20 protein-coding genes are annotated in these 24,725 nt (G+C 72.6%); 9 read left to right on the top strand and 11 right to left on the bottom strand.

What is annotated here, in order from left to right:
- Window positions 1–108: 108 nt before the first annotated feature.
- The gene (locus tag K7862_RS18735; protein WP_222963892.1) at window positions 109–564 is read right to left on the bottom strand and encodes a DUF6884 domain-containing protein; all 456 of its coding nucleotides are present in this window, start codon (window positions 562–564) and stop codon (window positions 109–111) included.
- Between K7862_RS18735 and K7862_RS18740 the strand changes: the two genes are divergently transcribed.
- Together K7862_RS18740 and dxs are read left to right on the top strand one after the other, a co-directional pair.
- A complete protein-coding gene (locus K7862_RS18740; RefSeq protein ID WP_262413405.1) occupies window positions 563–3,643 on the top strand; it encodes a multifunctional oxoglutarate decarboxylase/oxoglutarate dehydrogenase thiamine pyrophosphate-binding subunit/dihydrolipoyllysine-residue succinyltransferase subunit in 3,081 nt (1,026 codons plus the stop codon). The genes K7862_RS18735 and K7862_RS18740 overlap by 2 nt on opposite strands.
- A gap of 110 nt (window positions 3,644–3,753) precedes the next feature.
- The gene (dxs, locus tag K7862_RS18745; protein WP_222963895.1) at window positions 3,754–5,748 is read left to right on the top strand and encodes a 1-deoxy-D-xylulose-5-phosphate synthase; all 1,995 of its coding nucleotides are present in this window, start codon (window positions 3,754–3,756) and stop codon (window positions 5,746–5,748) included.
- Window positions 5,749–5,869: 121 nt separating this feature from the next.
- On the opposite strand, the gene K7862_RS18750 is transcribed toward dxs, so the two are convergent.
- Complete coding sequence (locus K7862_RS18750) at window positions 5,870–6,940, bottom strand: GlxA family transcriptional regulator (protein ID WP_222963897.1); 1,071 nt, start codon at window positions 6,938–6,940, stop codon at window positions 5,870–5,872.
- 82 nt (window positions 6,941–7,022) lie between these two features.
- Between K7862_RS18750 and K7862_RS18755 the strand changes: the two genes are divergently transcribed.
- Window positions 7,023–7,460 (top strand): winged helix-turn-helix transcriptional regulator, encoded by a 438-nt coding sequence (locus K7862_RS18755; protein WP_222963899.1) that lies wholly within the window; start codon window positions 7,023–7,025, stop codon window positions 7,458–7,460.
- A gap of 62 nt (window positions 7,461–7,522) precedes the next feature.
- On the opposite strand, the gene K7862_RS18760 is transcribed toward K7862_RS18755, so the two are convergent.
- From K7862_RS18760 to K7862_RS37675, 3 genes are all read right to left on the bottom strand, one after another.
- Window positions 7,523–8,455 (bottom strand): zinc-binding dehydrogenase, encoded by a 933-nt coding sequence (locus K7862_RS18760; RefSeq protein WP_222963901.1) that lies wholly within the window; start codon window positions 8,453–8,455, stop codon window positions 7,523–7,525.
- 107 nt (window positions 8,456–8,562) lie between these two features.
- Entirely contained in the window at window positions 8,563–8,784 is a 222-nt protein-coding gene (locus tag K7862_RS37670; protein ID WP_372461590.1) for a nuclear transport factor 2 family protein, read from the bottom strand.
- Complete coding sequence (locus tag K7862_RS37675; protein WP_262413407.1) at window positions 8,781–9,035, bottom strand: nuclear transport factor 2 family protein; 255 nt, start codon at window positions 9,033–9,035, stop codon at window positions 8,781–8,783. Before K7862_RS37675 ends, K7862_RS37670 begins: the two co-directional genes overlap by 4 nt.
- A gap of 169 nt (window positions 9,036–9,204) precedes the next feature.
- On the opposite strand from K7862_RS37675, the gene K7862_RS18770 reads away from it, so the two are divergent.
- The gene (locus K7862_RS18770; protein ID WP_222963903.1) at window positions 9,205–10,110 is read left to right on the top strand and encodes a LysR family transcriptional regulator; all 906 of its coding nucleotides are present in this window, start codon (window positions 9,205–9,207) and stop codon (window positions 10,108–10,110) included.
- A gap of 162 nt (window positions 10,111–10,272) precedes the next feature.
- On the opposite strand, the gene K7862_RS18775 is transcribed toward K7862_RS18770, so the two are convergent.
- The 5 genes from K7862_RS18775 to K7862_RS18795 form a co-directional block, all read right to left on the bottom strand.
- Window positions 10,273–10,701, bottom strand: coding sequence for an SRPBCC family protein (locus K7862_RS18775; protein WP_222963905.1), 429 nt, complete (start codon window positions 10,699–10,701; stop codon window positions 10,273–10,275).
- Between the two features lie 77 nt (window positions 10,702–10,778).
- Complete coding sequence (locus tag K7862_RS18780; RefSeq protein WP_222963907.1) at window positions 10,779–13,817, bottom strand: alpha-mannosidase; 3,039 nt, start codon at window positions 13,815–13,817, stop codon at window positions 10,779–10,781.
- 88 nt (window positions 13,818–13,905) lie between these two features.
- The gene (locus tag K7862_RS18785; protein WP_222963909.1) at window positions 13,906–14,808 is read right to left on the bottom strand and encodes a carbohydrate ABC transporter permease; all 903 of its coding nucleotides are present in this window, start codon (window positions 14,806–14,808) and stop codon (window positions 13,906–13,908) included.
- 1 nt (window position 14,809) lies between these two features.
- Window positions 14,810–15,739, bottom strand: a complete 930-nt coding sequence (locus tag K7862_RS18790) for a carbohydrate ABC transporter permease (RefSeq protein WP_372461587.1) — start codon at window positions 15,737–15,739, stop codon at window positions 14,810–14,812.
- Window positions 15,740–15,746: 7 nt separating this feature from the next.
- Window positions 15,747–17,111, bottom strand: a complete 1,365-nt coding sequence (locus K7862_RS18795; protein WP_308012059.1) for an extracellular solute-binding protein — start codon at window positions 17,109–17,111, stop codon at window positions 15,747–15,749.
- 171 nt (window positions 17,112–17,282) lie between these two features.
- Here K7862_RS18795 and K7862_RS18800 point away from each other — a divergent pair, with 171 nt between their 5' ends.
- The 5 genes from K7862_RS18800 to K7862_RS18820 all read left to right on the top strand — a co-directional run bounded on the left by K7862_RS18800 (window position 17,283) and on the right by K7862_RS18820 (window position 24,116).
- On the top strand, window positions 17,283–18,557 hold the full coding sequence (locus tag K7862_RS18800) for an ROK family transcriptional regulator (protein ID WP_222963913.1): 1,275 nt from the start codon (window positions 17,283–17,285) through the stop codon (window positions 18,555–18,557).
- A gap of 143 nt (window positions 18,558–18,700) precedes the next feature.
- Window positions 18,701–19,252, top strand: a complete 552-nt coding sequence (locus tag K7862_RS18805; protein ID WP_222963915.1) for a (2Fe-2S)-binding protein — start codon at window positions 18,701–18,703, stop codon at window positions 19,250–19,252.
- On the top strand, window positions 19,249–20,241 hold the full coding sequence (locus tag K7862_RS18810; protein WP_222963917.1) for an FAD binding domain-containing protein: 993 nt from the start codon (window positions 19,249–19,251) through the stop codon (window positions 20,239–20,241). Before K7862_RS18805 ends, K7862_RS18810 begins: the two co-directional genes overlap by 4 nt.
- Window positions 20,238–22,445 carry a xanthine dehydrogenase family protein molybdopterin-binding subunit gene (locus tag K7862_RS18815; protein ID WP_222963919.1) on the top strand — a complete coding sequence of 736 codons (2,208 nt, stop codon included), beginning with the start codon at window positions 20,238–20,240 and terminating at the stop codon, window positions 22,443–22,445. The genes K7862_RS18810 and K7862_RS18815 overlap by 4 nt, the downstream gene beginning before the upstream one ends.
- A 36-nt stretch (window positions 22,446–22,481) precedes the next feature.
- On the top strand, window positions 22,482–24,116 hold the full coding sequence (locus K7862_RS18820; RefSeq protein WP_222963921.1) for a Na+/H+ antiporter: 1,635 nt from the start codon (window positions 22,482–22,484) through the stop codon (window positions 24,114–24,116).
- A gap of 28 nt (window positions 24,117–24,144) precedes the next feature.
- Here the strand turns inward: K7862_RS18820 and K7862_RS18825 are convergent, their stop codons facing one another.
- Complete coding sequence (locus K7862_RS18825; RefSeq protein WP_222963923.1) at window positions 24,145–24,702, bottom strand: CGNR zinc finger domain-containing protein; 558 nt, start codon at window positions 24,700–24,702, stop codon at window positions 24,145–24,147.
- Between the last annotated feature and the right edge of the window lie 23 nt (window positions 24,703–24,725).

Here is a 24,725-nt window from a genome sequence, read left to right on the forward strand (position 1 = left end):
TCGGGCGGAACAGGGCGGGGAAGAGGGGAGAGGGCTTCGGGCGGGGGGTCGTGCGGCCGCTCGGGCACGGCATCGCTCACCGTCCCCGGCCTCGCGGCCGGCGGGCCGTCACAGCCAGGAGCCGGGATCGGCCGAGCGGGCCATGGCCGAGAGCCGGGCGATCTGTTCGCCCATGCCGCGCGTCCCGTTCAGCGGGGTTCGCGCGTGCGGCCACACGGCGGCGACCAGGGCGACATGGCGGGCGCCTCCGAGGGCGACCACCGGGTCGAGTTCGGCGATGCCACGTCGTACCGCCTGGTCCCGCAGGACATCCGCGGTCACCGAGCCCTCGGCGCCGTGCGCGGTGTCGTAGGGCTCGATCTCGTCGTCGAGGCCGAGGAGGCCGTGGCGGGCGGACAGGATCAGCAGGTGGTCCGGCCGCAGCGCCTCCGCGGCCCTCCGGCAGGCCCGGTGGTACGACCCGATGTACAGGTCCGCCGCGCGTGCGCGGTGGTCCAGCTTGCGTGCCCCGCAGGGGATCACGATCAGCTCGGGGAACCCGACGGTGTGCTCGTCCGGGGTCATGCGGATACCTCCAGGTGTTCGTGCGGTCGGAGGTGGCCAACACCGCGCGGCGCGGTGGGCATGGCCGTATCCGGGGACACGCGGCCCTCACATCCGGACATGCCGCGGGCTGCTGTCCGCCGATGCGTGCCGGCCCCGCCCCGGTGTCCCGATCTGCCGCCTGCCTGGCCGTCCGGGACGGTCCGCGGGCCGTCGCGGCTGCCTAGCCTCGAAGCTGCCGACCGGGCGGACGTCCTCGTCACCGGGGACCGTTCCGCCTCGGCGCCGGGCGGCCGCCCACGCTGTGACCGCCCGGGAGTGTCTCCCAGGACGAAAGAAGGCGTCGTACGCCGTGGCTTCACAGACAGGCAGTGCCCCCCGCGACTCGCAGGTGCCGGAATTCGGCATCAACGAATGGCTGGTCGACGAGTTCCGGCAGCGGTATCTGCACGATCCCGAGTCCGTCGACGAGGTCTGGCAGGACTACTTCCGCGCGTCGCCGCCCACGGACCTGATCGTCAGCGAACCGGCCGCGGCCGCCCTGGCCCGCCGGGAGGACGCCGGCCTCGCGGCCAAGGCGGTCCGCGTGGCCGCCCTGATCCACGCCCACCGGGGCCGCGGGCACCTGGCCGCGGCGACCGACCCGCTCGGCGCCGCGCCCACCGGCAGCCACCCGGACCTGGAACCGGCGGGACACGGCCTGGACGCCGCGGACACCGACCGGGTGTTCCCCGTCGACGGCTTCGCGGGCCGGCAGGAGATGACCCTGGGCGGCGTGCTGGCGACCCTGCGCGCCGCCTACTGCGGCACGACCGGCATCGAGTACATGCACATCCAGGACCCGCGGGAACGGCGGTGGATCCAGCAGCGGGTGGAGGGTCCGCAACGGCCCTTCGGCAGCGCCGAACAGCTCGGGATCCTCTACCGGCTGGGCTCGGCCGAGGCGTTCGAGACGTTCCTGCACACCAAGTACGTCGGACAGAAGCGGTACTCGCTGGAAGGCGGCGAGTCGGCGATCGTCCTGCTCGACGAACTGCTCGAACGCGCCGCGCGGCTGGGCACCCGCGAGGTCGTCATCGGCATGGCCCACCGCGGCCGGCTGAACGTCCTCGCCAACATCGTCGGCAAGCCCTACGCCGACATCTTCCGGGAGTTCGAGGACGCGACCGACATCCGGTCCGTGCACGGTTCCGGCGACGTGAAGTACCACCTCGGCGCCGAGGGCACCTTCCACACCGTGGACGGCCGGGCGGTCGCGGTGTCGGTGGTGGCGAACCCCTCGCACCTGGAGGTCGTCGGACCGGTGGCCGAAGGGGTCGTACGGGGACGGCAGGATCTGGTGGAGGGCAGCCACAGCCCGTTCTCCGTGCTGCCCGTGGTGGTCCACGGCGACGCGGCGCTGGCGGGCCAGGGCGTGGTCGCCGAGACGCTCAACATGTCGCAACTGCCCGGCTACCGCACCGGCGGCACCGTCCACGTGGTCATCAACAACCAGGTCGGGTTCACCACCGCCGCCGAGGGCGCCCGCTCCGGCACCTACGCCACCGACGTCGCCCGGACCGTCGCGGCGCCGGTGTTCCACGTCAACGGCGACGACCCGGAAGCCGTCGTCCGGGCCGCGCAGCTCGCCTTCGACTACCGGCAGACGTTCGGCAAGGACGTCTTCGTCGACCTGGTCTGCTACCGGCGCCACGGCCACAGCGAGGTGGACGACCCCTCCATCACGCAGCCCGTCATGTACGACCGGATCGCCGAACGGCCGTCCGTGCGCACGCTGTACGCGCAGTCCCTGCTCAAGGGCGGGCAGGTCGACGACCAGGAGATCGAACGCTCGCGCCGGCGCTACCGGGAACTGCTGGAACGGGCCTTCGCCGAGACCGCGACGGCGTCCACGCCCGGCCGCGCGCCGCAGCCCACCCCGCGGGCCGGCGGCGACGCGGACGGGAGTCCGGCGACGACCGTCGCCGAGGCCACGCTGCGCCGTGTCCTGCGCACCCAGACCGAACTGCCGTCCGGCTTCACCGTGCACCCGCGCGTGCTGCCCCAACTGCGGCGGCGCGCGGCCATGCTGGACGCCGGGAACGTCGACTGGGCGACCGCGGAGGCGCTGGCCGTCGGTACCCTGCTGCTGGACGGAGTCCCGGTCCGGCTGGCGGGGGAGGACTCCCGGCGCGGCACCTTCGGCCAGCGGCACGCGGTCCTCACCGACCGCGCCACCGGCCGCCACCACACACCGCTGAACTCCCTCGGCCCGGACGCGGCACCGTTCACGCCGTGGGACTCGCTCCTGTCCGAACTCGCCGTCCTCGCCTTCGAGTACGGCTACTCCGTCGCACGGCCGGACGCGCTGGTGATGTGGGAGGCGCAGTTCGGCGACTTCGCCAACGGCGCACAGACGGTCGTCGACGAGTACATCGCGTCCTCCGAGCAGAAGTGGGGACAGCGGTCGGGCGTGACGCTGCTGCTGCCGCACGGCCTGGAGGGCCAGGGCCCCGACCACTCCTCCGCGCGCGTGGAGCGGTTCCTGCAACTGTGCGCCGACGACAACATCACCGTCGCGAACCCCTCCCTGCCGGCCAACTACTTCCACCTGCTGCGGGCTCAAGGACTGGACCCGCAGCGCCGGCCCCTGGTGGTCTTCACCCCCAAGTCGATGCTGCGACTGAAGGCCGCCACCTCCGGCCTGGCGGAGTTCACCGCCGGCGGCTTCCAGCCGGTGTACGCCGACCCCGTTCCGGACCCCGCCCGCGTGGAGCGTGTGCTGCTGTGCACGGGCAAGGTCAGCCACGACCTCGACGCCCACCGGCGTGAGGCCGGGGACGACCGGACCGCCATCGTCCGGGTGGAGCGCCTGTACCCCTTCCCGGCCGCCGAACTGCGCGCGGAACTCACGCGGTACCCGTCCGCCGCCACGGTGCGCTGGGTCCAGGAGGAACCCGCCAACCAGGGCGCCTGGACCTTCGCCGCGCCCCGTATCGCCCCGCTGCTGCCCGGCTTCCTGGAGTGCGTGAGCCGTCCGGCCGCGTCCGCCCCCGCGGTCGGTTCGGCCCGGCGGCACGCCGCCGAGCAGCAGGACCTCGTCCGCCGGGCCTTCGCCTGACAGCGGCGTCCGGCGCCCGGACCGTCGTCCTCCCCGGCGACGGTCCGGGCGCCGCCCCACGCCGAACCCGGACACGAGAAGCCGATCACGGCAAGGAGAACCGAGAGCACATGGCCCTGCTGGAACACATCGACGAGCCCGCCGGCCTCCGCGGGCTCAGCCACGCCCAACTCGGCACCCTGGCCGAGGAGATCCGGGCGTTCCTGGTCCGCCACGTGGCGCGGAACGGCGGCCACCTCGGGCCGAACCTGGGCGTGGTCGAGCTGACCCTGGCCCTGCACCGCTGTTTCGACTCCCCACGCGACACCCTGCTGTGGGACGTCGGGCACCAGGCGTACGTGCACAAGATCCTGACGGGCAGGACGGCGGGGTTCGCCCGGCTGCGCCGCCGGGGCGGCCTGTCCGGATACCCCAGCCGGTCCGAGTCCGCGCACGACCACATCGAGCACTCGCACGCCTCGATGGCCCTGTCCTACGCGGACGGGATGGCCAAGGCCCGGCAGCTCGCGGGGGACACCGACCGGCACATCGTCGCGGTCGTCGGGGACGGCGCGCTGACCGGCGGCGCGGCCTGGGAGGCGCTGAACAACATCGCCGCGGCCCCGGACCGCCCCCTGGTGATCGTCCTCAACGACAACGGGCGTTCGTACGCACCGACCGTCGGCGGACTGGCCCGGCACCTGTCGGGGCTGCGCACGCACGCCCGCTACGGGCGGCTGGTGAACCTGGGGCGGCAGGCGCTGACCAGTGCGGGCGCGCCGGGCCGCACCCTGCACCGCGCGGTGCGGGCCACCAAGCAGGGGATCAAGGACGCCCTCGTCCCGCAGCCCTTCTTCGCCGAACTGGGGCTCGCCTACCTCGGCCCGGTGGACGGCCACGACATCCCCGCCCTGGAGGAGGCGCTGGAACGCGCCAAGGAGATGCGGGTGCCGGTGGTCGTCCACTGCATCACGCGCAAGGGGCTGGGCTACCGGCCGGCGGAGCAGGACGAGACCGACCACTTCCACGGCGTCGGCGCGATCGACCCGGACACCGGTGTGCCGCTGCGCACCGGGGGACTCTCCTGGTCGGAGGCTTTCGGACGGGAACTGGCCACGGTCGCCGGCACCTCGCCCGAGGTGGTCGCCATCACGGCGGCGATGCCCGGCTCGGTCGGCCTGACGGACTTCGCGGCGAAGCACCCGTCGCGGTTCTTCGACGTCGGGATCGCCGAGCAGCACGCGGTGGCCTCGGCGGCGGGGCTGGCGATGTCCGGACTGCATCCCGTGGTGGCGCTCTACGGGACGTTCCTCAACCGCGCGGTCGACCAAGTGCTGATGGACCTCGCGCTGCACCGGCTCGGCGTGACACTGGTGATCGACCGGGCCGGTGTCACCGGCGACGACGGCCCGAGCCACAACGGGCTCTGGGACCTGGCACTGCTGCGGGCCGTGCCGGGCCTGCGGATGGCCGCGCCCCGCGATCTCCCCACGCTGCGCGAGGAGCTGGGCGAGGCGCTGGAGGTCGCGGACGCCCCGACCGCACTGCGCTTCCCGCGCGGCGCGGTCGGCACGGACATCCCCGCACTGCGGCGCTCCGGTGGTGTCGACGTGCTGCACGAAGCGGACGGCGGCGTGCTGCTGGTGGCCGTCGGCGTCATGGCGCGGACCGCGCTGGAGGCGGCGCGGCTGTGCGCCGGGCAGGGGGTGCCGGTCACCGTGGTGGACCCGCGGTGGGTCCAGCCGCTGCCTCCCGAGCTGCTGCGGCTCGCCGCCCGTCACTCCGCGGTGGTCACGGTCGAGGACGGGCTGCGGACGGGCGGTGTCGGAACCGCTGTGACGCAGCAGCTGGCCGACGCCGGCATCGGCAGGCGGGTACGTGTCCTCGGCGTCAGTGAGGGCTTTCCCGAGCAGGGGACCCGGGACGAGCTGCTGGCCGAGGCCGGACTCGACGCCCGGGCCGTCGCGGAGGCGGTGATCTCGGTGGCGGGAGCGACGGCAGCGGGAGTGACGGCGGCGGGCCCGGCCGGTGCGGGGGTCTCGGGTGGCGGGACGGCCGGCGCGGACGTCGGCGGTGGTTCGACAGGCGCGGCCGTGACAGGCGTGGGCGCGGGTGTGACCGGCTGAGTCAGGCGCGGGTGCGGGTGCGTACGGGGGCCGGGCTTCTGGCGCCGGCCCTCCTCACGCCTGCCCGCGACCGTCGGAGCACTTCGGGCTCCGCGAGGCCCTAGAGTGCGGCGGAATCGCGTCAGCGGGCCCCGGCACCGGCCGCGGCGGCCCCGGCCGGCACCGGCCCGGCCGGTCCGTCCGGGGAGGCCGCGGCCACCTCTTCCCCGGCGGCCACGCCTGTGCTCTGGAAGCGCTCCCGGAACGCGCTCGGCGTCACGCGGAGGTTCCTGACGAACGCCCTGCGCAGCGATTCGGGGGAGCCGAAGCCGCTGCGCCGGGCGACCACCGCCACCGGTTCGTCGCCGCCCTCCAGCATCGCCTGCGCCGCCTCGAGGCGGACCTGCTCCACGTAGCGGGCCGGTGTGGTGCCCACCTCGTCACCGAACAGACGGGACATGTGCCGGGCGCTGATCCCGGCCCTGCGGGCCATGCCGGACAGCGTGTGGTCGCCGCCGGGGTCAGCCGCCACGGCGTCCAGTACCTGGCGCAGCATCCGCTGCCGGGCGTGCGGGGCCCGGGCGCGGGCACTGAACTGGGACTGCCCGCCGGGCCGCTGCATGAAGACGACCATGTCCCTGGCCACCTCCCGGGCCACGTCGGCGCCGCACTGCATCTCCACCAGTGCCAGCGACAGGTCGATGCCCGCGCTGACGCCCGCCGAGGTCATCACCGTGCCGTCCTGGACGAAGATCGCGTCGGGCTCTACCGAGACGGCGGGGAAGCGCGACGCGAGCTCCCGGGTGTGACGCCAGTGCGTCGTCGCGCGGTGGCCGTCCAGGAGGCCGGCCGCGGCCAGCAGGAACGCGCCGGTGCACACCGACACCGTGCAGCGGGAGCGGGCGTCGAGCCCGCGCACGATGTCCAGCAGGTCGTCGTCCTTGATCAACCGGTCCCAGCCGGGGCCGCCGGGGATCACCAGGATGTCGCTGGTCTCGGCGGCGTCGCCGGCGGCCATGTCGACCTCGAGGCGGGTTCCGGCCGCCGTGGTCACGCGCTCGCCGTCGGCCGAGACCAGGGTGAGCCGGTAGCGGCCGCCGAACTCGTTCGCGGAGGTGAACACCTCGATCGGGCCGGTGATGTCCAGCACCCGCACCCCCGGGAAGACGAGGATCCTCACCAGGAGCGGGCGGGTTCCGGCGTGTGTGTTCATCGAGGGCCTCCGGACCTGACGTGCGCCTACCGCCGATGCTAAGCCCAGTCAGTTTGTGAAACAAACCGACTACGATGAGGGCATGACCGACGTCCGGCCGCGTGCCTGCCCCATCGCCGGGTCCCTCGACGTCATCGGGGAGCGCTGGTCGCTGCTGGTCCTGCGCGAGCTGTTCCTCGGGGTGCGGCGTTACGCGGGCATCCTGGCCAACACCGGCGCGCCCCGGGACGTCCTCACCAAGCGGCTCCGCTCGCTGGAGGCCGCGGGAGTGCTGGAACGGCGCCGGTACCAGGACCGCCCGCCGCGCTTCGAGTACCACCTGACCCCCGCGGGCCGGGAGTTGGAGCCGGTGCTCGTCGGGCTGCGGGAATGGGGGCTGCGGCATCTGGAGGACGCGCCCGCGCCGCCGTCGCTCCACACCTGCGGCCCGGACTCCGGGACCCGGGTCGTGTGCGCCGGGTGCGGCGAACCCCTGGACGGGCTGGCGGCCGCGTCGGAGGAGGAGCAGGCCCTCAGCTGACGGCCCGACCGAAGGCGGACCGGCGCCTGTCGCCGACCCCGCCGCCATCGGCACCCGCGGCCTCAGCCGATGGTCAGGACCGCGTTGCCGCGGATTCTGCGGTCGCGCAGGTCGGCGATGACCTCGGCGGTGTGGGCCCAGTCCCGTACGGTGCCGATCTCGGGGTGCAGGCGGCCGCCGGTGACCAGCCGGACCAGGGTGCCGAGATCCTGGCCGTAGGTCCGGTCGGAGACCGTGTAGTCGAAGTGGGCGATCCGGGCCTGGACCGGTCCGGCGAAGAAGTCGAAGAAGTCGAGGGTCACCGGGGTCCGGCCGGCCTGGCCGAACCACACCAGAAGGCCACCGGGCGCGAGCCGGGCCAGGGCCGCGGGCAGGCTGCCGCCGCCGACCGACTCCAGCACCACGTCGTAGGGGCCGGTTGCGTCCTCCACCGCGGTCACCACTTCGGCCGCCCCCAACTGCCCGAGACGCGCGCCGCGTTCGGCCGTGGCGCTGACCGTGGTCACCTCCGCGCCGGAGGCGGCGGCCAGCTCGGTCACGTAGTGGCCCACGCCGCCACTGGCCCCGGTGATCAGCACCCGGCGGCCCGTGAGCGGCCCGGCGGCGCGCAGCAGCCGCAGCGCGGTGATCCCGGCGAGTGGCAGGGCGGCGGCGGTCACCGCGTCGACGGCGTCGGGCAGTTCGGCGGTGCTCGTGGTGGGCACGGCCACGCGCTCGGCCCAGCCGTACGCCGGGGGATGGGCCACCACCCGCGTGCCGGCGGCCGGCCCGCTGCCGTCCGCCGCCGCCCGGATCACCGTGCCGGCGACGTCCTTGCCGGGCCGCCACCCGGACCAGGTGCGGTCGAGGGCGCCGTCGAGCTGGAACGTCTCACCGCGGTTGACGGAGTAGGCCTCGACGGCGACGACGGCCTCGCCGGGGGCCGGTTCGGGCTCACCGGCCTCGCCCAGGAGAACCGGCTTGCCTGCGGAACCGCCAGGGAGCATCGCCTTCATGGGAGATTTCCTTTCGTCTCAGGGGAGGGATCGTGCGGGCCGGGAGGGCCGGGAGGGCCGGGAGGTCCGGCGGCCGGGGACTCGACGGAGCCCCGGGAGGCGGGGGGTCAGGCGAAGACGACCGTCTGGGCGTGCAGGGTGTCGAAGTACTCCCGCACGGCGGCGATCCGGCCGTGCCGGACGGTGAACACGGCCAGGCAGTGCTGGTCGTACTGACCCCCGCTCTTGGCCCGGGCCCGGGTGTTCCACTCGGCCAGCACCCGGTCCCCGTCGGCCAGCAGTCCGTCGAAGCTGAATTCCACCGTCTCCGCGTCCAGCCGGGCCATCATCGCGGGCACGAACTCGTCGAGGATCTCGGCCGGTCCGGTCCAGGTGCGCGAGAGCGGCAGGTCACCGGCGAGGGTCCAGGTCGATCCTCGGTGAAGAAGTCCTTGAGGGCCGCGATGTCGCCGGTCATCAGGGTGTCCATGTACGCCTGGACGACGGCCCGGCCCTCCTCGGTGGCCGTCGTCCCGGTCGCGTCCTCGGCCTGCGTGCCGGTCCCGGTCGTGGTTCCGGTCGCGGGTGTGCTCGTGTTCATGGGTCCGGCCCTTCTCGTGGTGTGTCGTGGTGCTCTTCCCGACACCGGAAACGCTAGGTTCCGTCGAACCCGGAAGGGAAAGACCTGTTCGCGCTCACCCCAGAACAACTCGGCATAACCGCAGGTCAGTCAGGGTGATCGGCGGACGCTCCGCCGGTACGATCCGTACATGCCGGAACTCCGCCGCCTGCGCTACTTCCTCGCCGTCGCCGAGGAGCTGAACTTCACGCGCGCCGCCGCCCGGCTGCACGTGGCCCAGCCCGCGCTGAGCCGCCAGGTACGCGAACTGGAGAAGGAGTTGGGCGTCCGCCTGCTGGAGCGCACCACCCAGTCCGTCGCGCTGACCGAGGCCGGACGCGTGCTGCGGGAGCGCGGCGAGGAACTCTGTGCGGAGGCCGACCGCCTCTGGCGCGACATGCGCGGCTTCGCCGCGGGCGCGCAGGGCAGCCTGTCGCTCGGCTACAGCGCCAGCACCGGCTACGAGAACGCGCCCGCCCTCCTGGCCCATCTCGCCGAGCAGCATCCGGGCCTGACCGTCACCACCCGGCTGCTGCCGACCGCCGAGATCGTCTCGGGCGTCGCCGACGGCACCCTGGACGCCGGGCTGGTCCGCTGCCCGCCGCCCGTGCCCCATCTCGTCCGGACCCTGCTCAGGCTGGAACGGCAGGGCGTGCTGATGCACGACGCCCACCCCCTGGCCGTCCATGAGCGGGTGGAGGTGGACGCGCTGGCGGGCGAGCAGGTGCTGATGCATGCACGCGAGGCCAACCCCGGTCACTACGACGCGATCACGGCGGTCTTCGAGCGGGCCGGGGTCTCCCCGGCCCTGCGCCACCGCCCGCTCTTCGACGCCGCCCACACGCCGGTCGCGCGGGGCACGGTCGTCGCCGTCGTGGGCGAGTCCACCCTGCCGGGTCTGCCGGGCGGCCTGACCTGGCGGCCGCTGACGCCGGCGGCCGCCATCGAGATCCATCTGCTCACCCGCGGCGACAACGGTCGGCCGGGCCTCGGCCACCTGCTGCGGGCCGCCGCCGACACCACCCGCGCGCACGGCTGGCTCCGCGCCCCGGCGTGACGGCGACGAGGACCCGGCCCCGGGGCGGGCGGCGGTCGGGCGGAGGACTGGCCGACGACCGGGGGGAGCGGTCGTCGAACGACGGTGACCGGGCGCAGTCCGACGACGACTGGAACGACGAGAACAAGACGGCGCCCCGACTGCCGACCCGCTCGCGGAGCGCTACGCGCTCTTCAGCGGCCCCTTGAAGGACTTGCGCAGGACGGGGGCGGAGAAGGGGAGGATGGTGGCCAGCATCTTGCCCTTGAAGGTGCTGGGGTGCTCCCGGGTGAGCTGGATGTCCACCCGGGTGCCCTCGCCCTCGGGGGTCATCTCGAACACCCAGCCGCCGCCCGGGCCGAAGACCTTCGAGTCGATCGTGGTCGTGGTGACCTTGTTCGACGCCGGGTCCCACTCGTAGCGGGCGTGCTCCCACTGGGCGGCGGTGCCCTCGGTCACCTCCGCCCAGGTGTCGCCGCGCTGGTGCACCGTGAGGTGCTCCTCGTCGATCGTCGGCCACTCCTTCGCCCGCTCGGGGCTGAAGTCGGTCAGCACCCCCATCACCTCCGCCGGGCTCATGGGGGAGTTCATGTGGAAATGCACGGTCGCCATGACCTGCTCCTTACCTGCGCGCGACGCCGTCGCCCCCACCTCTCAGGATGCGCCCGGGCGGACCCGGGCGCACCCCCTCAGCCGGCGGCCCGTGACAGCCGCAGCGTCAGGATCTGGAAGGGGCGCAGCGCCAGCCGCACGCCGTCCTCCGTCGCCTCCGGCGCAGGGCCGTCGTCGTCCGTGAGGGGACGTTCCAGCAGGTCGACGGTGACGGCCGAGGCGAGCGGGAAGCCGGTGCGCAGCACGGCGCGGGCACGCCGGCCCAGTGCCTCGTAGACCCGGACGACGACGTCGCCGGACCGGTCGTCGGCCAGCTTGACCGACTCCACGACCACGGACGCGGTGTCGACGGTGACGAGTGGCGCGACCGCCGCGTCGCCCGGCGCCGACCGCTCCGGCAGGTTGATCCGGTACCCCTCGCGCACCGCGTCCGCGAGATCCGCGCCCGGGACGAAGGCGTACCGGAGGCGGTGCTCGCCCTGGTCGGTCTCCGGGTCCGGGAAACGGGGAGCACGCAGCAGCGACAGCCGGACGGTCGTGGTCGTGCCCCCGTCGGGCCGGACGGTCCGGGTCACGTCGTGGCCGTACGTCGAGTCGTTGACGACGGCCGCGCCCCAGTCCGGCTCGCCGACGTGCAGGAAGCGGTGGGCGCAGATCTCGAACTTGGCCGCGTCCCAGCTGGTGTTGGTGTGCGTGGGCCGGAAGACGTGTCCGAACTGGGTCTCGGCGGCCGACCGGTCGGCGTGCACGTCCACGGGGAACGCCGCCTTGAGCATCTTCTCCCGCTCGTGCCAGTCCACGGCGGTGTCGACGTCCAGCCGCTTGGCGCCCGCGCCCAGCGACAGGGTCTGCTCGACGCGCGAGGAGCCGAAGCTGCGGACGACCCGCACCTGCGCCACCGCCGGGTCCTTCAGGGTGAGCAGCAGCTCGTCGACGCCGGTCAGGTCCGTGACGCTGTTGCGGTAGAACGAGTCGACGTCCCAGGCGTCCCAGTGGTTGGGCAGGTCCCGGTGCAGTTGCAGCAGGTTGGCCGCGGAGCCGGGCGGCACCGCCTCGCGCTCGGCGTCGAGGTCGTAGACCGAGGTCACCAGGCCGCGCCGGTCCACCCTGACGCGCAGCAGCCCGTTGTCGAGGACGTAACCGCCGTCCGGGTCCTCGGTGACGGACACCACGGGCCCGGCGGGTTCGCCCGCGGCGACCGAGCCGCCCAGGGCGGGCACGCCGGAGCGTTCGTGCGGCGCCGCGTTGAAGACGACCGTGCCGCCGGAGTGCGCGTCGCCGGCGAGCGCGGCGAGCGCCGCGCCGATCACGTCCTCCAGTTCGCGGGCCACCCGGGCGTAGGTGTCCCGTGCCTCCCGGTGCACCCACGCGATGGACGAACCGGGCAGGATGTCGTGGAACTGGTGCAGCAGGACGGTCTTCCAGATCCGGTCCAGCTCCTCGTAGGGGTACGGGAAGCCGGTGCGCACCGCGGCCGTGGCCGCCCACAGCTCGGCCTCGCGCAGCAGCGCCTCACTGCGCCGGTTGCCCTGCTTGGTCCGCGCCTGCGAGGTGTACGTCCCACGGTGCAGTTCCAGATAGAGCTCCCCCACCCACACCGGCGCGCCGGGGTACTCGGCCGCAGCCTTGGCGAAGAACTCCGCAGGCGGCTCGATCGCGACCCGCGGAGCGCCCTCCAGGTCGCGCAGGCGCGCCGCGCGGGCGAGCATCTCGCGGGTGGGACCCCCGCCGCCGTCGCCGAAGCCGAACGGGACGAGCGAGTGGCTCGCCTGGCCCTTGTCCCGGAAGTTGCGCACCAGATGCGCCATCTCCCGCCCGGAGAAGTCCGAGTTGTACGTGTCCACCGGCGGGAAGTGGGTGAACACCCGGCTCCCGTCGAGCCCTTCCCACCAGAAGGAGTGGTGCGGGAAGGGGTTGGTCTGGTTCCAGGAGATCTTCTGCGTCAGGAACCACGTGGACCCCGACAGCTTCACCAGCTGCGGCAGCGCGGCCGTGTAGCCGAACGAGTCGGGCAGCCACACCTCCCGTGTCTCGATGCCGAACTCCTCCAGGAAGAACCGCTTGCCGTGCGTGAACTGCCGGGCCAGCGCCTCGCCGCCGGGCATGTTGGTGTCCGACTCGACCCACATGCCGCCGACCGGCACGAACTGCCCGGCGGCCACCTTCTCCCGCACCCGGGCGAACACCTCGGGGCGGTGCTCCTTGATCCAGGCGAGCTGCTGCGCCTGCGACATGGCGAAGACGAACTCGGGATGGTCGTCCATCAGCGCGGTGACGTTGGAGCAGGTGCGCGCGACCTTCCGCACCGTCTCCCGCAGCGGCCACAGCCACGCCGAGTCGATGTGCGCGTGGCCCACGGCGGACACCCGGTGCGCGGAGGCGTGGGCGGGGGCGGCGAGCGCGGGGGCCAGGCACGCCCGCGCCTCGGCCGCGGTGCCGGACACGTCGGCGGGGTCAAGGACGTCCAGGGCGGAGGCGATCGCCCGCAGGATCTCCCAGCGGCGCGGGGTGTCCACGGGAAGTTCCTGCATGAGCTGGCCGAGCACGTCCAGGTCCTGGACCAGCTCCCAGACGACCTCGTCGAAGATCGCCAGGTCCGCCCGCGCCAGCCGGTACAGGGGCTCGGGCGGGGCCGTGCGGGTGTCGCCCAGGTCGGTCGTGGGCCCGGCGATCAGCGGGTTGGCGGCGGCCTCGACGTAGAACAGCACGGGTTCACCGCCCTCCGCGGCGGCCGCGATCCGCACGGTGTGGCTGCGCGGGTGCAGGCCCCTGATCGCCGTGCCGTCCGGCCGGTAGACCAGGCCCTCCGCGGAGAACCCGGGGTGGGTCTGGCCGAAGCCGAGGTCGACGACCGCCTCGACGTGCCGGCCCGCCCACTCGGCGGGCACGGTGCCGGCCAGCCTGAGCCATGTCGTGCCCCACGGTCTGCCCCACACGTCGCCGGCCTGCCCCGGCTCGTACGGCGCGGCCAGGCCCTCGGCCACGGGCACCGGCTCCCCGGGGGCGTGCCACAGGTGGACGTCCAGCGGAACGGACACAGGATGGACGGCGGGACGGATCCGCTCGCGGAGGACCCGCTCGAGACGGTCCTCCACCAGCCTCCGGTCGTCGTGCATGGATAGCGCTCCTTGTTCGGGCGGACTCGTTGCGGGTCGGAGCAGTGAGGCGCTGCGGGAGATGCGGACGGTGGGAACGGGCGGGCCGTCAGCCCTTCAGCGCGCCGCCGAGCGCCGAACTGCCGCCGAGGACCTTGGACATCACGGCGTACAGCACCACCACGGGGGCGGAGTAGAGCAGGGAGAACGCGGCGAGCTGCCCGTACTCCACTGTGCCGCGTGAGCTGAAGAAATTGAGGATGCTCACCGAGGCGGGCAGCTGATCGGGGGACAGCAGCAGGAAGAAGGGGACGAAGAAGTTCCCCCACATGCTCAGGAAGGTGAAGATGGTGACGACCGTGATGCCCGGCCACATCAGCGGCAGCACCACGCGGCGCAGCGTCTGCATGGAGGAGGCGCCGTCCGTCCAGGCGGCCTCCTCCAGCACCAGCGGCACGCCGTCCATGAAGTTCTTCGTCAGCCAGATCGCGAACGGCAGCGCGGAACTGCCGAGGAACAGGATCGTCCCGTACATCGTGTCGATCAGGTTGACCTGCACGAACATGGCGTAGACCGGGACCATCACGGCGGTGATGGGCAGGCCCGTGGTGAACAGGATGGTCAGCAGGAACGGCCGCTTGTACCGCGACTCGTAGCGGGAGAGCGGATAGGCCGCCAGCACGGCGCAGACCACGCACAGCGCGGTCGCGCCCCCGCACAGGATCAGGCCGTTCAGGATCGGCCGGTAGGTCATGTCGGCGTTGAGCACCCGGTGGAAGTTGTCCAGCGTCATCGGGTGCGGCACCCGGACCCGCAGGTCCGCCGTGCCGTTCAGCGAGGCCATCACCAGCCAGGCCAGCGGGACCAGGAACAGCACCGCGATCAGCAGCAGGATCGTGTTCACCACGATGCGTTCGGTGCGCCGGCGTGACCGCGTCCTGACGCGGCGCTCGCGTGCGGACCGCACCCGCTCGCCGTGGACCCGGGGCTTCGGGGACGAGACGACCGCCATGTCAGACCTCCGTCCGCAGCAGGCGCAGGTACAGCACGGAGAACAGCGCGCCCACCGCGAGCAGCATCAGCGCCACGGCCGTCCCGTATCCGATGAGGCTGTCCTGGAAGGCCTGTTCGTACATGTACAGCGGAAGCGTCTCGCTGCGGTTCCCGGGGCCGCCCCGGGTCATCACGAAGATGAGGCCGAACACCGACAGCGTCTGCAGCGTGTTGAGCATCAGGTTGGTGCCGATCGAGCGGCGGATCATCGGCAGGGTGACGTGCCACAGCCGCTTCCAGCGGCCGGCGCCGTCGACCTCGGCCGCCTCGGTGATCTCGGCCGGGATCTCCTGGAGGGCGGCCGAGTACACCAGCATGGAGAACGCCGTGCCGCGCCACACGTTCGCCAGCGAGACCGCCACGATGGGAAGGGTGAACAGCCAGTTCTGCTGCGGCAGATGGAGGACGTGCAGGATGGCGTTGAGCTCGCCCTCCCGGCGGAAGAACGCGTACAGCAGATAGGCGGCGACCACTTCGGGCAGCACCCACGAGACCACCACGACCGTGCTGACCGTGCTGCGCACCGACTTGGAGGCGCTGCGCATCAGCGCGGCCAGGAACAGCCCCAGCACGTTCTGCCCGACGATGGACGACAGCACCGTGAAGATCAGGGTGAGTTCGACCGCGTTGCGGAAGTTGGAGTCGCCGAACGCCTTGGTGAAGTTGCCGAACCCGACGAAGTGCGTGCCGGACGCGCCGGTGAGGCGCATGTCGGTGAACGCGTAGTAGACGCAGTAGGCGATGGGGCCGGCCAGGAACAGGAGCATCAGGATCACGGACGGCACGACCGGCAGCCCGCGCAGCAGGGTGCGCCGCGTCCGGCCGGGGCGGGACGGGGCGCCGCCCGGGCGCGGGACGGTGCCCGCGCCCGGACCGTAGGTTGCCGTCACCGGGCCGTCACCCGGCCGCGCGGTCCTCGACCGCGCCGTCGGTGGCACTCTTCACCGCGTCGGCGTACCCGCTCGCGGCCTTCTCCGGACTGGCCTGCCCGATGGTGACCGACTCCATGGCGTCCTGGATCGCGGTGGACACCAGCGGATAGGCGGGCAGCGCCGGGCGGTACGCGGTGTACTTCACCAGCCCGGTGAAGAAGTCGATACCGGGCATCGACTTCAGGTACGCCGGGTCGCTCGCCACGTCCTGCCGCACCGCGATGTTGGCGGCGCGGACGTCGTACTGGATCGCGTTCTGCTTCGACTGCAGCGTGGTGATGAAGTCCCAGGCGAGATCCGGGTTCTTGGCCTTCGCGGGGATGGCCCACGTCCAGCCGCCGGACAGGCTGACCGTGCCGGGCGCCTGGCCGTTCTGCGTCGGCATGGGCGCCTGCCCGAGCACCTGCGACCACTGCGGCCACGGCTTCCCGCCGGTCGTGATCCAGTTGTTGCCCATCCACGAGCCGTCCAGGTCGATCGCCAGCTTGTTCCCGGGGATCAGCTCGGTGGCGATCGTCGTGCCGAAGTTCGCGCCGAGGGCGTCCTGGGCGTCCGGGCCGAGCTTCTCCTTGAACACGGTGTCGAGGAACTTCAGCGAGTCCGTGAAGCCCTTGCTGTTGATCACCCACTTCTTCGTCGCCGGGTCGTAGAGCGGGTCCTTGCCGGTGCCGTACAGCAGCATCTCCAGGCCCTGCATGCTCGCCGCCTCACCCGCGGCCTTGCCCGTGTAGACGTTGAGCGGGGTGACCCCGGGCAGCTTCTGCTTGATCGTGCGCGCCGCGCTGAGCACGTCGTCCCAGGTCTTGGGGTGCCAGTCGGCCGGCAGGCCGGCCTGCTGGAAGAGCTGCTTGTTGTACCAGAGGCCGCGGGTGTCGGTGCCGTCCGGAACGCCGTAGGTCTTGCCGTCCTGGGCCTTGGCCGCGGCCTTGGCCGTCGGCAGGAACTGGCTCCAGTCCTTCCACGTGTTCAGATAGCTGTCGATCGGCCGCAGATAACCGCTGGCGATGTCCGAGTTGATGAGGAACGTGTCCTCGTAGACCAGGTCCGGCGCGGTGCGCGGCGAGCGCATCATCAGCTGGACCTTCGAGTAGTAGTCGTTCTCCACCGCCTGGATGGGAACGAGTTCGATCTTCTTGCCGGGATTGGCCTTCTCGAACTGCTTCTTGACCATGGTCAGGTAGTCGTCCATGACCCTGACCTTGTTGTCCATATTGCGTTCGTAGGCGACTTTGATCGTGTTCCCCGAGCCGGACCCGGAGCCTCCGCAGGCCGTCAGCGGCAGGATCAGCGATCCGCAGGACAGCGCGATCGCAAGAGCTCTGAAGTGCACCTTCACTGTTGCTCCCTTGCGAGGAGTCGAGACCCTTGCCGACCAAGGGCAGTGCCTTCCGAGTCGAGAAACTAAATCCATTGGATTTACGAAGTCAATGGGTGTACACCAACTCCTCAGGTAAGGTCCGAGTCGAGCGGCGACGAAAACCACGTGGCCAGGACTCATCGGATGGAGGCGTCCGAACCCATGCAGACGGGGGCCAACCTCCCGCGGGTCGGGGGATACAACCGCGCCGTCGTCCTCGACGCCGTGCGCCGTCGGTCGCCGGTGAGCCGGGTCGAACTCGCGCAGGCGACCGGCCTCACCAACCAGACCGTCTCCAACGTCGTGCGGCGGCTGCTGGACGCCGAACTCGTCCAGGAGACCGGGCACGCACCGTCCCGCGGCGGGAAGCCGCGCACGCTGCTGTCGCTGTGCCCGGACGGCGCCTACGCCGTCGGCGCCCACCTCGATCCCGACTCCACCGTCGCGGTGCTGCTCGACCTGTCCGGGCGGGTGCTGCGCCGGCAGCGCATGAGCACCTCGGCACGCAGCGACCCCGACCGGCTGGTGCGGCAGCTCGGCCGCACGGTCAACGCGCTGATCACCCGGGAGGGCGTGGTGCGGGAGAAGGTGCTCGGCCTGGGCGTGGCCGTGCCCGGCCCGATCGACAGCGGCCGCGGCGTGGTCCTCGACCCGCCCAACCTCCCCGCGTGGCACCAGGTGCCGCTCACCGGGATCCTCGGCGGAGCCACGCGGTTGCCCGTGGTGATGGACAACGACGCCACGGCCGCCGCGATCGGCGAACGCTGGGCCGGCGGGGCGGACCGCGCGGGCAGCTTCCTCTTCGTCTACGTCGGCACGGGCATCGGCGGCGGGGTGATGCTCGCGGACGCCGCCCTGCGGGGCGACTCCGGCAACGCCGGCGAGTTCGGGCACGTCCTCGTCGCGCCCGGCGGGAAGCTCTGCCACTGCGGGGCCCATGGCTGCCTGGAGGCCTACGCCGCTCCGTACGCGGTCCTCGCGGACTTCGGCGAACGCCACGGCCGTGCCGCCGCCGACGCGCTCGGCCTGTCCCTCGACCCGACGCGTACCCGCACCGACTGGAACCGGCTGTGCTCGGCCGCGGCCAGGGGCGACGCCCGGGCGGGCGAGGTACTGGAACGGGCCGCCGCGCACATCGGCCAGGCGGCGCTCACCGCGGTCAACCTGCTCGACGTCCCCCGGATCGTGCTGGGCGGCGAGGGGCTGCGGGGCGCCGAGAAGTACTTCCGCCGGGCGATCGACACCGCGGTGAACGGCTGGTCGATGGCCCGCCGGGTGCGCACCGTGTCGGTCGAGCCCAGCCTCATAGGGGTCGCCGCCGGTGCGGTCGGCGCGGCCTCGCTCGTGCTCCACGGCGCCTACGCGCCGGGCTGGCACATGCTGCTCGGCGAGGAGTCCGCGGAGCCCGCCCAGGCGTGACCCGGTGCCGCGGACGGGCCGCCGTCTCGTCCGGGACATCACCCGGATGCGCCGCCACGCCCGTGCTCGTAGCGTGGGAAGGGGCCGGCGGAGGAGCGCGGCAGTGCGCTCTTCCGGCGCACGCAGCGCGAATCGAGGCGGCCATGACATTGCAGGCGAAGCCACACGCCGAAGAGTCCCTTCCGCAGACCGAGTTCACCCTCCGGGTCAACGGCCGCGACCATCCGCTCCGCACGGACGCGCGCCTCACCCTGCTCGACGCCCTGCACGACCGGCTGGGGCTGACCGGGACGAAGAAGGGCTGCGACCAGGGCACGTGCGGGGCCTGCACCGTCCACGTCGACGGTAGGCGCGTGCTGTCGTGCCTGACCCTCGCCGCGCAGTGCGACGAGCGGGAGATCGCCACCGTCGAGGGCCTCGGCACGGAGGACGAACTGCACCCCGTGCAGCGGGCGTTCCTCGAACACGACGCCTTCCAGTGCGGGTACTGCACGCCGGGCCAGATCATGTCCGCGCTCGGCCTGATGGCCGAGGGCAGGGCGGGATCTCCGGACGAGATCCGCGAGTACATGAGCGGGAACATCTGCCGCTGCGGCGCCTACCAGAACATCGTCGCCGCCATCCGCGACGTCGCCGGCACCGAGGACGGCGGCCGGGCCGACGACGTGCCCCAGGCCGAGGGAGGGCGGCCATGAGGCCCTTCACGTACGTGCGGGCCCACGAGGTCGGAACCGCCCTGGCCGAGGCGGAAGCCGACAGCCGCGCCGACTTCCTGGCCGGCGGCACCACCCAGCTCGACCTGATGAAGGACGGTGTCCTGCGGCCGGACCGGCTCATCGACATCACCCGGCTGCCGCTGCACGGCATCGAGGAGCGGCAGGGCGCGCTGATCGTGGGCGCCCTGGTCACCATGGAGGAACTCGCCGCCGACCCGGTCGCCGGCCGCCGGCTGCCGCTGGTGCGCGAGGCCCTGCTGCGCAGCGCCTCGGTGCAGCTCCGCAACATGGCGACGATCGGGGGCAACCTGCTGCAGCGCACGCGGTGCCGGTACTTCCGCGACCCCACGGTCGCGGCGTGCAACAAGCGCGACCGGGGCTCCGGATGCGCCGCCGTCCACGGTTCCCACCGCACGCACGCCGTGCTGGGCACCAGCGAGCACTGCATCGCCACGCACGCCTCCGACGTCGCGGTGACACTGGTCGCCCTGGACGCGGTCGTCCACATCAGCGGCGCCGCCGGAGACCGCAAAGTCCCGCTGACCGGCTTCTACCGCACCCCGGGCGACACCCCCGACGTGGAGAACGACCTGCGTCCCGGCGAGCTCATCGCCGCCGTGGAGATACCCCTGCTGCCGGAGGGGGCCCGGTCGGACTACCTGAAGGTCCGCGACCGGTCGAGCTACGAGTTCGCGCTGGCCTCCGCGGCCGTGGCCGTGGGCCTCGGTGCGGACCGCCGCATCGAGTGGGCCCGGGTGGGTCTGGGCGGCGTGGCCACCGTGCCGTGGCGGGCCGTCGAGGCCGAGGCGGTGCTGACCGGCAGCCCCGCGGACGGCGAGGTGTTCGCCAGCGCCGCCGCTGCCGCCGTGGCCGGTGCCGAACCCCGGCCGCAGAACGCCTTCAAAGTAGACCTCGCGCAGCGCACGCTCGTACGCACGCTGCAGACTGTCACCGGAGCCGGCTCATGACGACCATCTCGCGCCCCCGGCTGATCGGACCCGGCATCAACCGGGTCGACGGACCGCTGAAGGTGACCGGAAGGGCGCCCTACCCCAACGACTTCGCGTATCCCGGCATGGTCCACGCGGTGCTCGTCCGCAGCACGGCGGGCGCAGGGCGGATCACGGAGATCGACACAACCGCGGCCGAGCGCTCGCCCGGCGTGGTGAGCGTGCTGACACACCTCAACGCCGGGCCGCTGGCCCGCGGGCCCATGACGCCGCTGGGCGTCTCCCCGCCGGCGCCGCTGCAGGACGACGCGATCCTGCACTACGGCCAGATCGTGGCCGTGGCGGTGGCCGAAACGTTCGAGGAGGCCACCGAGGCGGCGTACGCCGTCCGTGTCGGCTACGCGGACGAGCCGGCCGTGCTGGACCTCGACGACCCGCGTGCCAAGGTGCGCACCAACCCGTGGGGGAGGGACGCCGACCGGGGCGACGTGCCCGTCGCGCTCGCCGGCGCCGAGGTGGTCGTGGACGAGACCTACCTCACCGTCGACAACACCAACAACCCGATGGGTCCCCTGACGACCGTGGCCCGCTGGGAGGGTGACACTCTCGTCGTCAACAACTCGACCCAGTGGGCCTCCCTGGAAGGGGCGGCCCTCGCGGCGGCCTTCGGCATCCCCGAGGAGTCCGTGCACGTTGTGGCGCCCTACGTCGGCGGCGGGTTCGGGGCCGGACTGCGGGTGTGGCAGCACGTGGTCCTGGCCGCGCTGGCCGCCCGCGTGACCGGCCGCCCGGTCAAGCTCGTCCTCACCCGGCCGCAGATGTTCACCGCGTGCGGCCACCGGCCCAAGGGCCGCCAGCGGGTGCGGCTGGGTGCGACCCGGGAAGGCGCGCTGGTGGCCGTCCAGCACGAGGCGCGGACCGCGAGCGCCGTCGACGACGACAACTTCGAACCGACCGCGAGCGTGTCCGCCACGGCCTACGCCTGTCCCAACGTCATCACCCGCGACGTCCAGGCCCGGCTGAACGTCCCCGTACCGAACTCCATGCGCGGACCCGGCACGGCGACGGGCAACTACGCGCTGGAGTGCGCGATGGACGAGCTGGCGTACCGGCTCGGCATGGACCCGCTGGAGCTGCGGCTCCGCAACGACGCTGCGGTGCACCCGCCGACCGGACTGCCGTGGTCGAGCCGGGCGCACAAGGAGTGCCTGGAACGCGGCGCCGAACTCTTCGGATGGTCGCGGCGTACGCACGAGCCGCGTTCGATGCGCGAGGACGGTCTGCTCGTCGGCTACGGGCTGGCGGCCGTCGGCTATCCGTGGTTCCGGGCCCGCTGCAGCGCACGCGCGACCATCCGCCGCGACGGCACGGCCTACGTGTGCAGCGCCGGCACCGAGATCGGCAACGGCGCCTACACGGTCCTCGTCCAGCTCTCCGCCGAAGCGCTGGGTCTCGACCCCGGGCAGGTCACCTTCGGCCTCGGCGACTCCACCATGCCGATGGCCCCGCAGACCGGCGGATCGAGCCTCACCGGTGCCGTCGGCAGCGCGGCCCACGAGGCCTGCCGGGCGCTCGTCGGCGCCTTCACGGACCTCGTCGCCGACGACGGCGACTCCCCGTTGCGCGGCTGCACGGCCGACGACGTCGAGCCCGCCGACGGGGCCTTGCGCCGGCGTGACGACCCCGCGGTGCACGAGTCCTACCGGGACATCCTCGCCCGCCACCACAGGCCGGACCTCAGCGCGGACGGCGAGAGCACGCCGCTGACCGCGGACGAGCTCGGCATGGCACCGGCCGGCGCCTTCGGGGCCAAGTACGTCGAGGTGCGTGTCGACCCGGACCTGGGCCGCATCCGCGTCGCCCGGGCGCTGTCCGTCATCGACGGCGGCCGCATCGTCAACGAGAAGACCGCGCGCAGCCAGATCATCGGCGGCACGGTCGGCGGAATCGGGATGGCGCTCTTCGAGGAGACCGTCAGCGACCCCGGCTCCGGGCGGATCGCCAACGCCACGCTCGGCGACTACATCGTGCCCGTCAACGCCGACATCCCCGACATGCAGGTGGAGTTCGCCGGTTCCTGGGACCGGGCCAACCCGGTCGGCACCAAGGGCATCGGCGAGATCGGCCTGGTAGGTCTGGCCCCCGCCATCGCCAACGCCGTCTTCCACGCGACGGGCCGCCGCATCCGCTCGCTGCCCATCACCCTGGACCAGTTGCTGTGACGCGCCGCTGACGTCCGGCGGTGCGATACTGCGGCCGTGACGAGTCTGGAGGTCATCTCTCTTCTCCTCGCGGCCGTTCTCTTCCTGACCTGGCTCGCGCGCGCCGTGAAGGTGACGGAACCCGTCGTCCTCCTGCTCGGGGGTGTCCTCCTGGGGCTGATTCCGCAGCTGCGTGGAATCCACCTCCCCGCGACGGTCGTGCTGCTGATCTTCCTTCCGCCGCTGCTCTACGTCGAGTCCCTCTCCATCTCACTGCGCCAGATGGTGGCGAATCTGCGGGTCATCGTCATCATGTCGGTCGGCCTGGTGCTGCTGACCGCGGTGACCGTCGCCTCGGTGACGCACTCCTTCGGGACGGCCTGGCCGATCGCGTTCGTGCTCGGCGCGGTCGTCGCACCCACGGACGCCACGGCGGTGACCACCGTGGCGCGCGGACTGCCCCGCAGAACGCTGACCACGCTGAAGGCGGAGAGCCTGGTCAACGACGGAACGGCTCTGGTGATCTTCGCCCTCGCCGTCGACGTGGCCACCTCCGCCCAGCACTTCACCTGGGGCCACGCGGTGTGGCGCTTCGTCGTCAGCTACGCCGGCGGTATCGCGATCGGCGCCGTCGTCGGCTGGGTGGTGATGTTCCTGCGGCGGCACGTCCGTGACACGCAGATCGAGAGCGGGCTGAGCGTCTTCACGCCGTTCGCCGCCTATCTGCCCGCGGAGAAGGCCGGCGTGTCCGGCGTCCTCGCCGTGGTGGTGGCCGGGCTGACGGTGAGCTGGGCGAGCCCGCTGATGATCCCGGCCGGCAGCCGCGTTCCCACCATGGCCTTCTGGCGGGTCACCACCTTCCTGCTCAACGGCGCCTTGTTCGTACTCGTCGGCCTGCAACTCCCCAACGCCGTCTCCACGTTGACGTCGCTGCGGATCGACAGGGCGGTGGCGCTGACCCTGGCGGTGAGCGCGACGGTGATCCTGACGCGGCTGGCCTACGTGATCACCGTGCCGTACGCGGTCCGGGCGCTGGACCGCCGGCCCCGGCAAAGGCTCCGGCGCAGAACGCTCAGGGAACGCATCCCCGCCGCCTGGGGAGGGGTGCGCGGCGCCATCTCGCTGGCGGCCGCGCTGGCGGTACCGGTGACGACGGAGCAGGGCGCAGCGCTCACCGACCGGGACGTCATCGTCTTCGTGACCGCGGGCGTCATCACGATCACCCTCGTACTCCAGGGCGAGACGATGCCGTGGGTGATCCGCAGGATGCACTTCCCGGTCGAGACCAACGCCGGCGCCGAGGAGGTGCTGGCCCGGCGGCGGGTCGACCAGAAGGCGCTGGCGGAACTTCCCGGGGAGGCGGAAAAGCTCGGCTCGTCGCGGGAACTGACGCGGCGGGTCGAGAGGGAACTGACGGAGAACGTCCGCAACCTCCGGCGCGGCGGCTTCTTCGCCACCTACCGCGCCGAGTACTCCCTCCGCCGGGCCCTGCTCGACGTCAAGCGGGTCGCCCTGGTCGAACTGCGGGACACCCGGGTGATCGACGACACCGTGCTGCGCCGCGTGCAGGAGTCCCTGGACGTCGAGGAGACCCGCCTGGAACTGGCCAAGCGGGCCGCGCACACCAGCGACGACGCCTGCCGCCGCGCTGTCGCGGCAGGCGGCCGGGAGCCGTCCGACGAGTCGTCATGACCCGTCGCCGGGCCAGGACGGCCGGCGGTCACGCCTCCGTGGGGACGGTCTTCTTGCGTGCGCGGTAGGCGGCGGCCTTGATCTTGTTGCCGCAGGACTCCATGCCGCACCACTGGCGCCGCATCCCGCGGGAGCGGTCGATGTAGATGCGGGTGCACTCCGGGTTGCCGCACTCCTTCATCAGCGGCACGTCGGGGCCGCTGAGGAGCTCGACGGCCTGACGGGCCACAGTGGCCAGGGCCTGCTCCGGAGTGGCCTCGGTGTGCCGGCCGGTGAGCGTGAGCTGCGGGGTGACCGGCGGCTTGCGGGCGGCGCCGTTGACCAGTGCGAGGGCCTCGCGGTCGAAGTCCTCCTCGAGACGGCGGTTGGTGACGAGCGTGTAGATGGCCTCCCGCACGGTGGTCGCCTGGTGGATGTCATCCTGGGTCCCCGGTGTGATCGTGTCCACGAGTCCGGATTCCACGTACCAGGCGTTGAGACGCTCGGGGGTCACGAACATCTCGAAGCGCGTCGAGCGCCGCGCTCGCAGCGTGGCTGCGAAGTCGAGGGCCGGGTTGCCGCAGACGAAGACATGGTTGAGATTCACATCACCATTCTGACAGGTGACCC

It is taken from the genome of Actinacidiphila acidipaludis (assembly GCF_019890725.1).
Lineage (GTDB): Bacteria > Actinomycetota > Actinomycetes > Streptomycetales > Streptomycetaceae > Actinacidiphila > Actinacidiphila acidipaludis.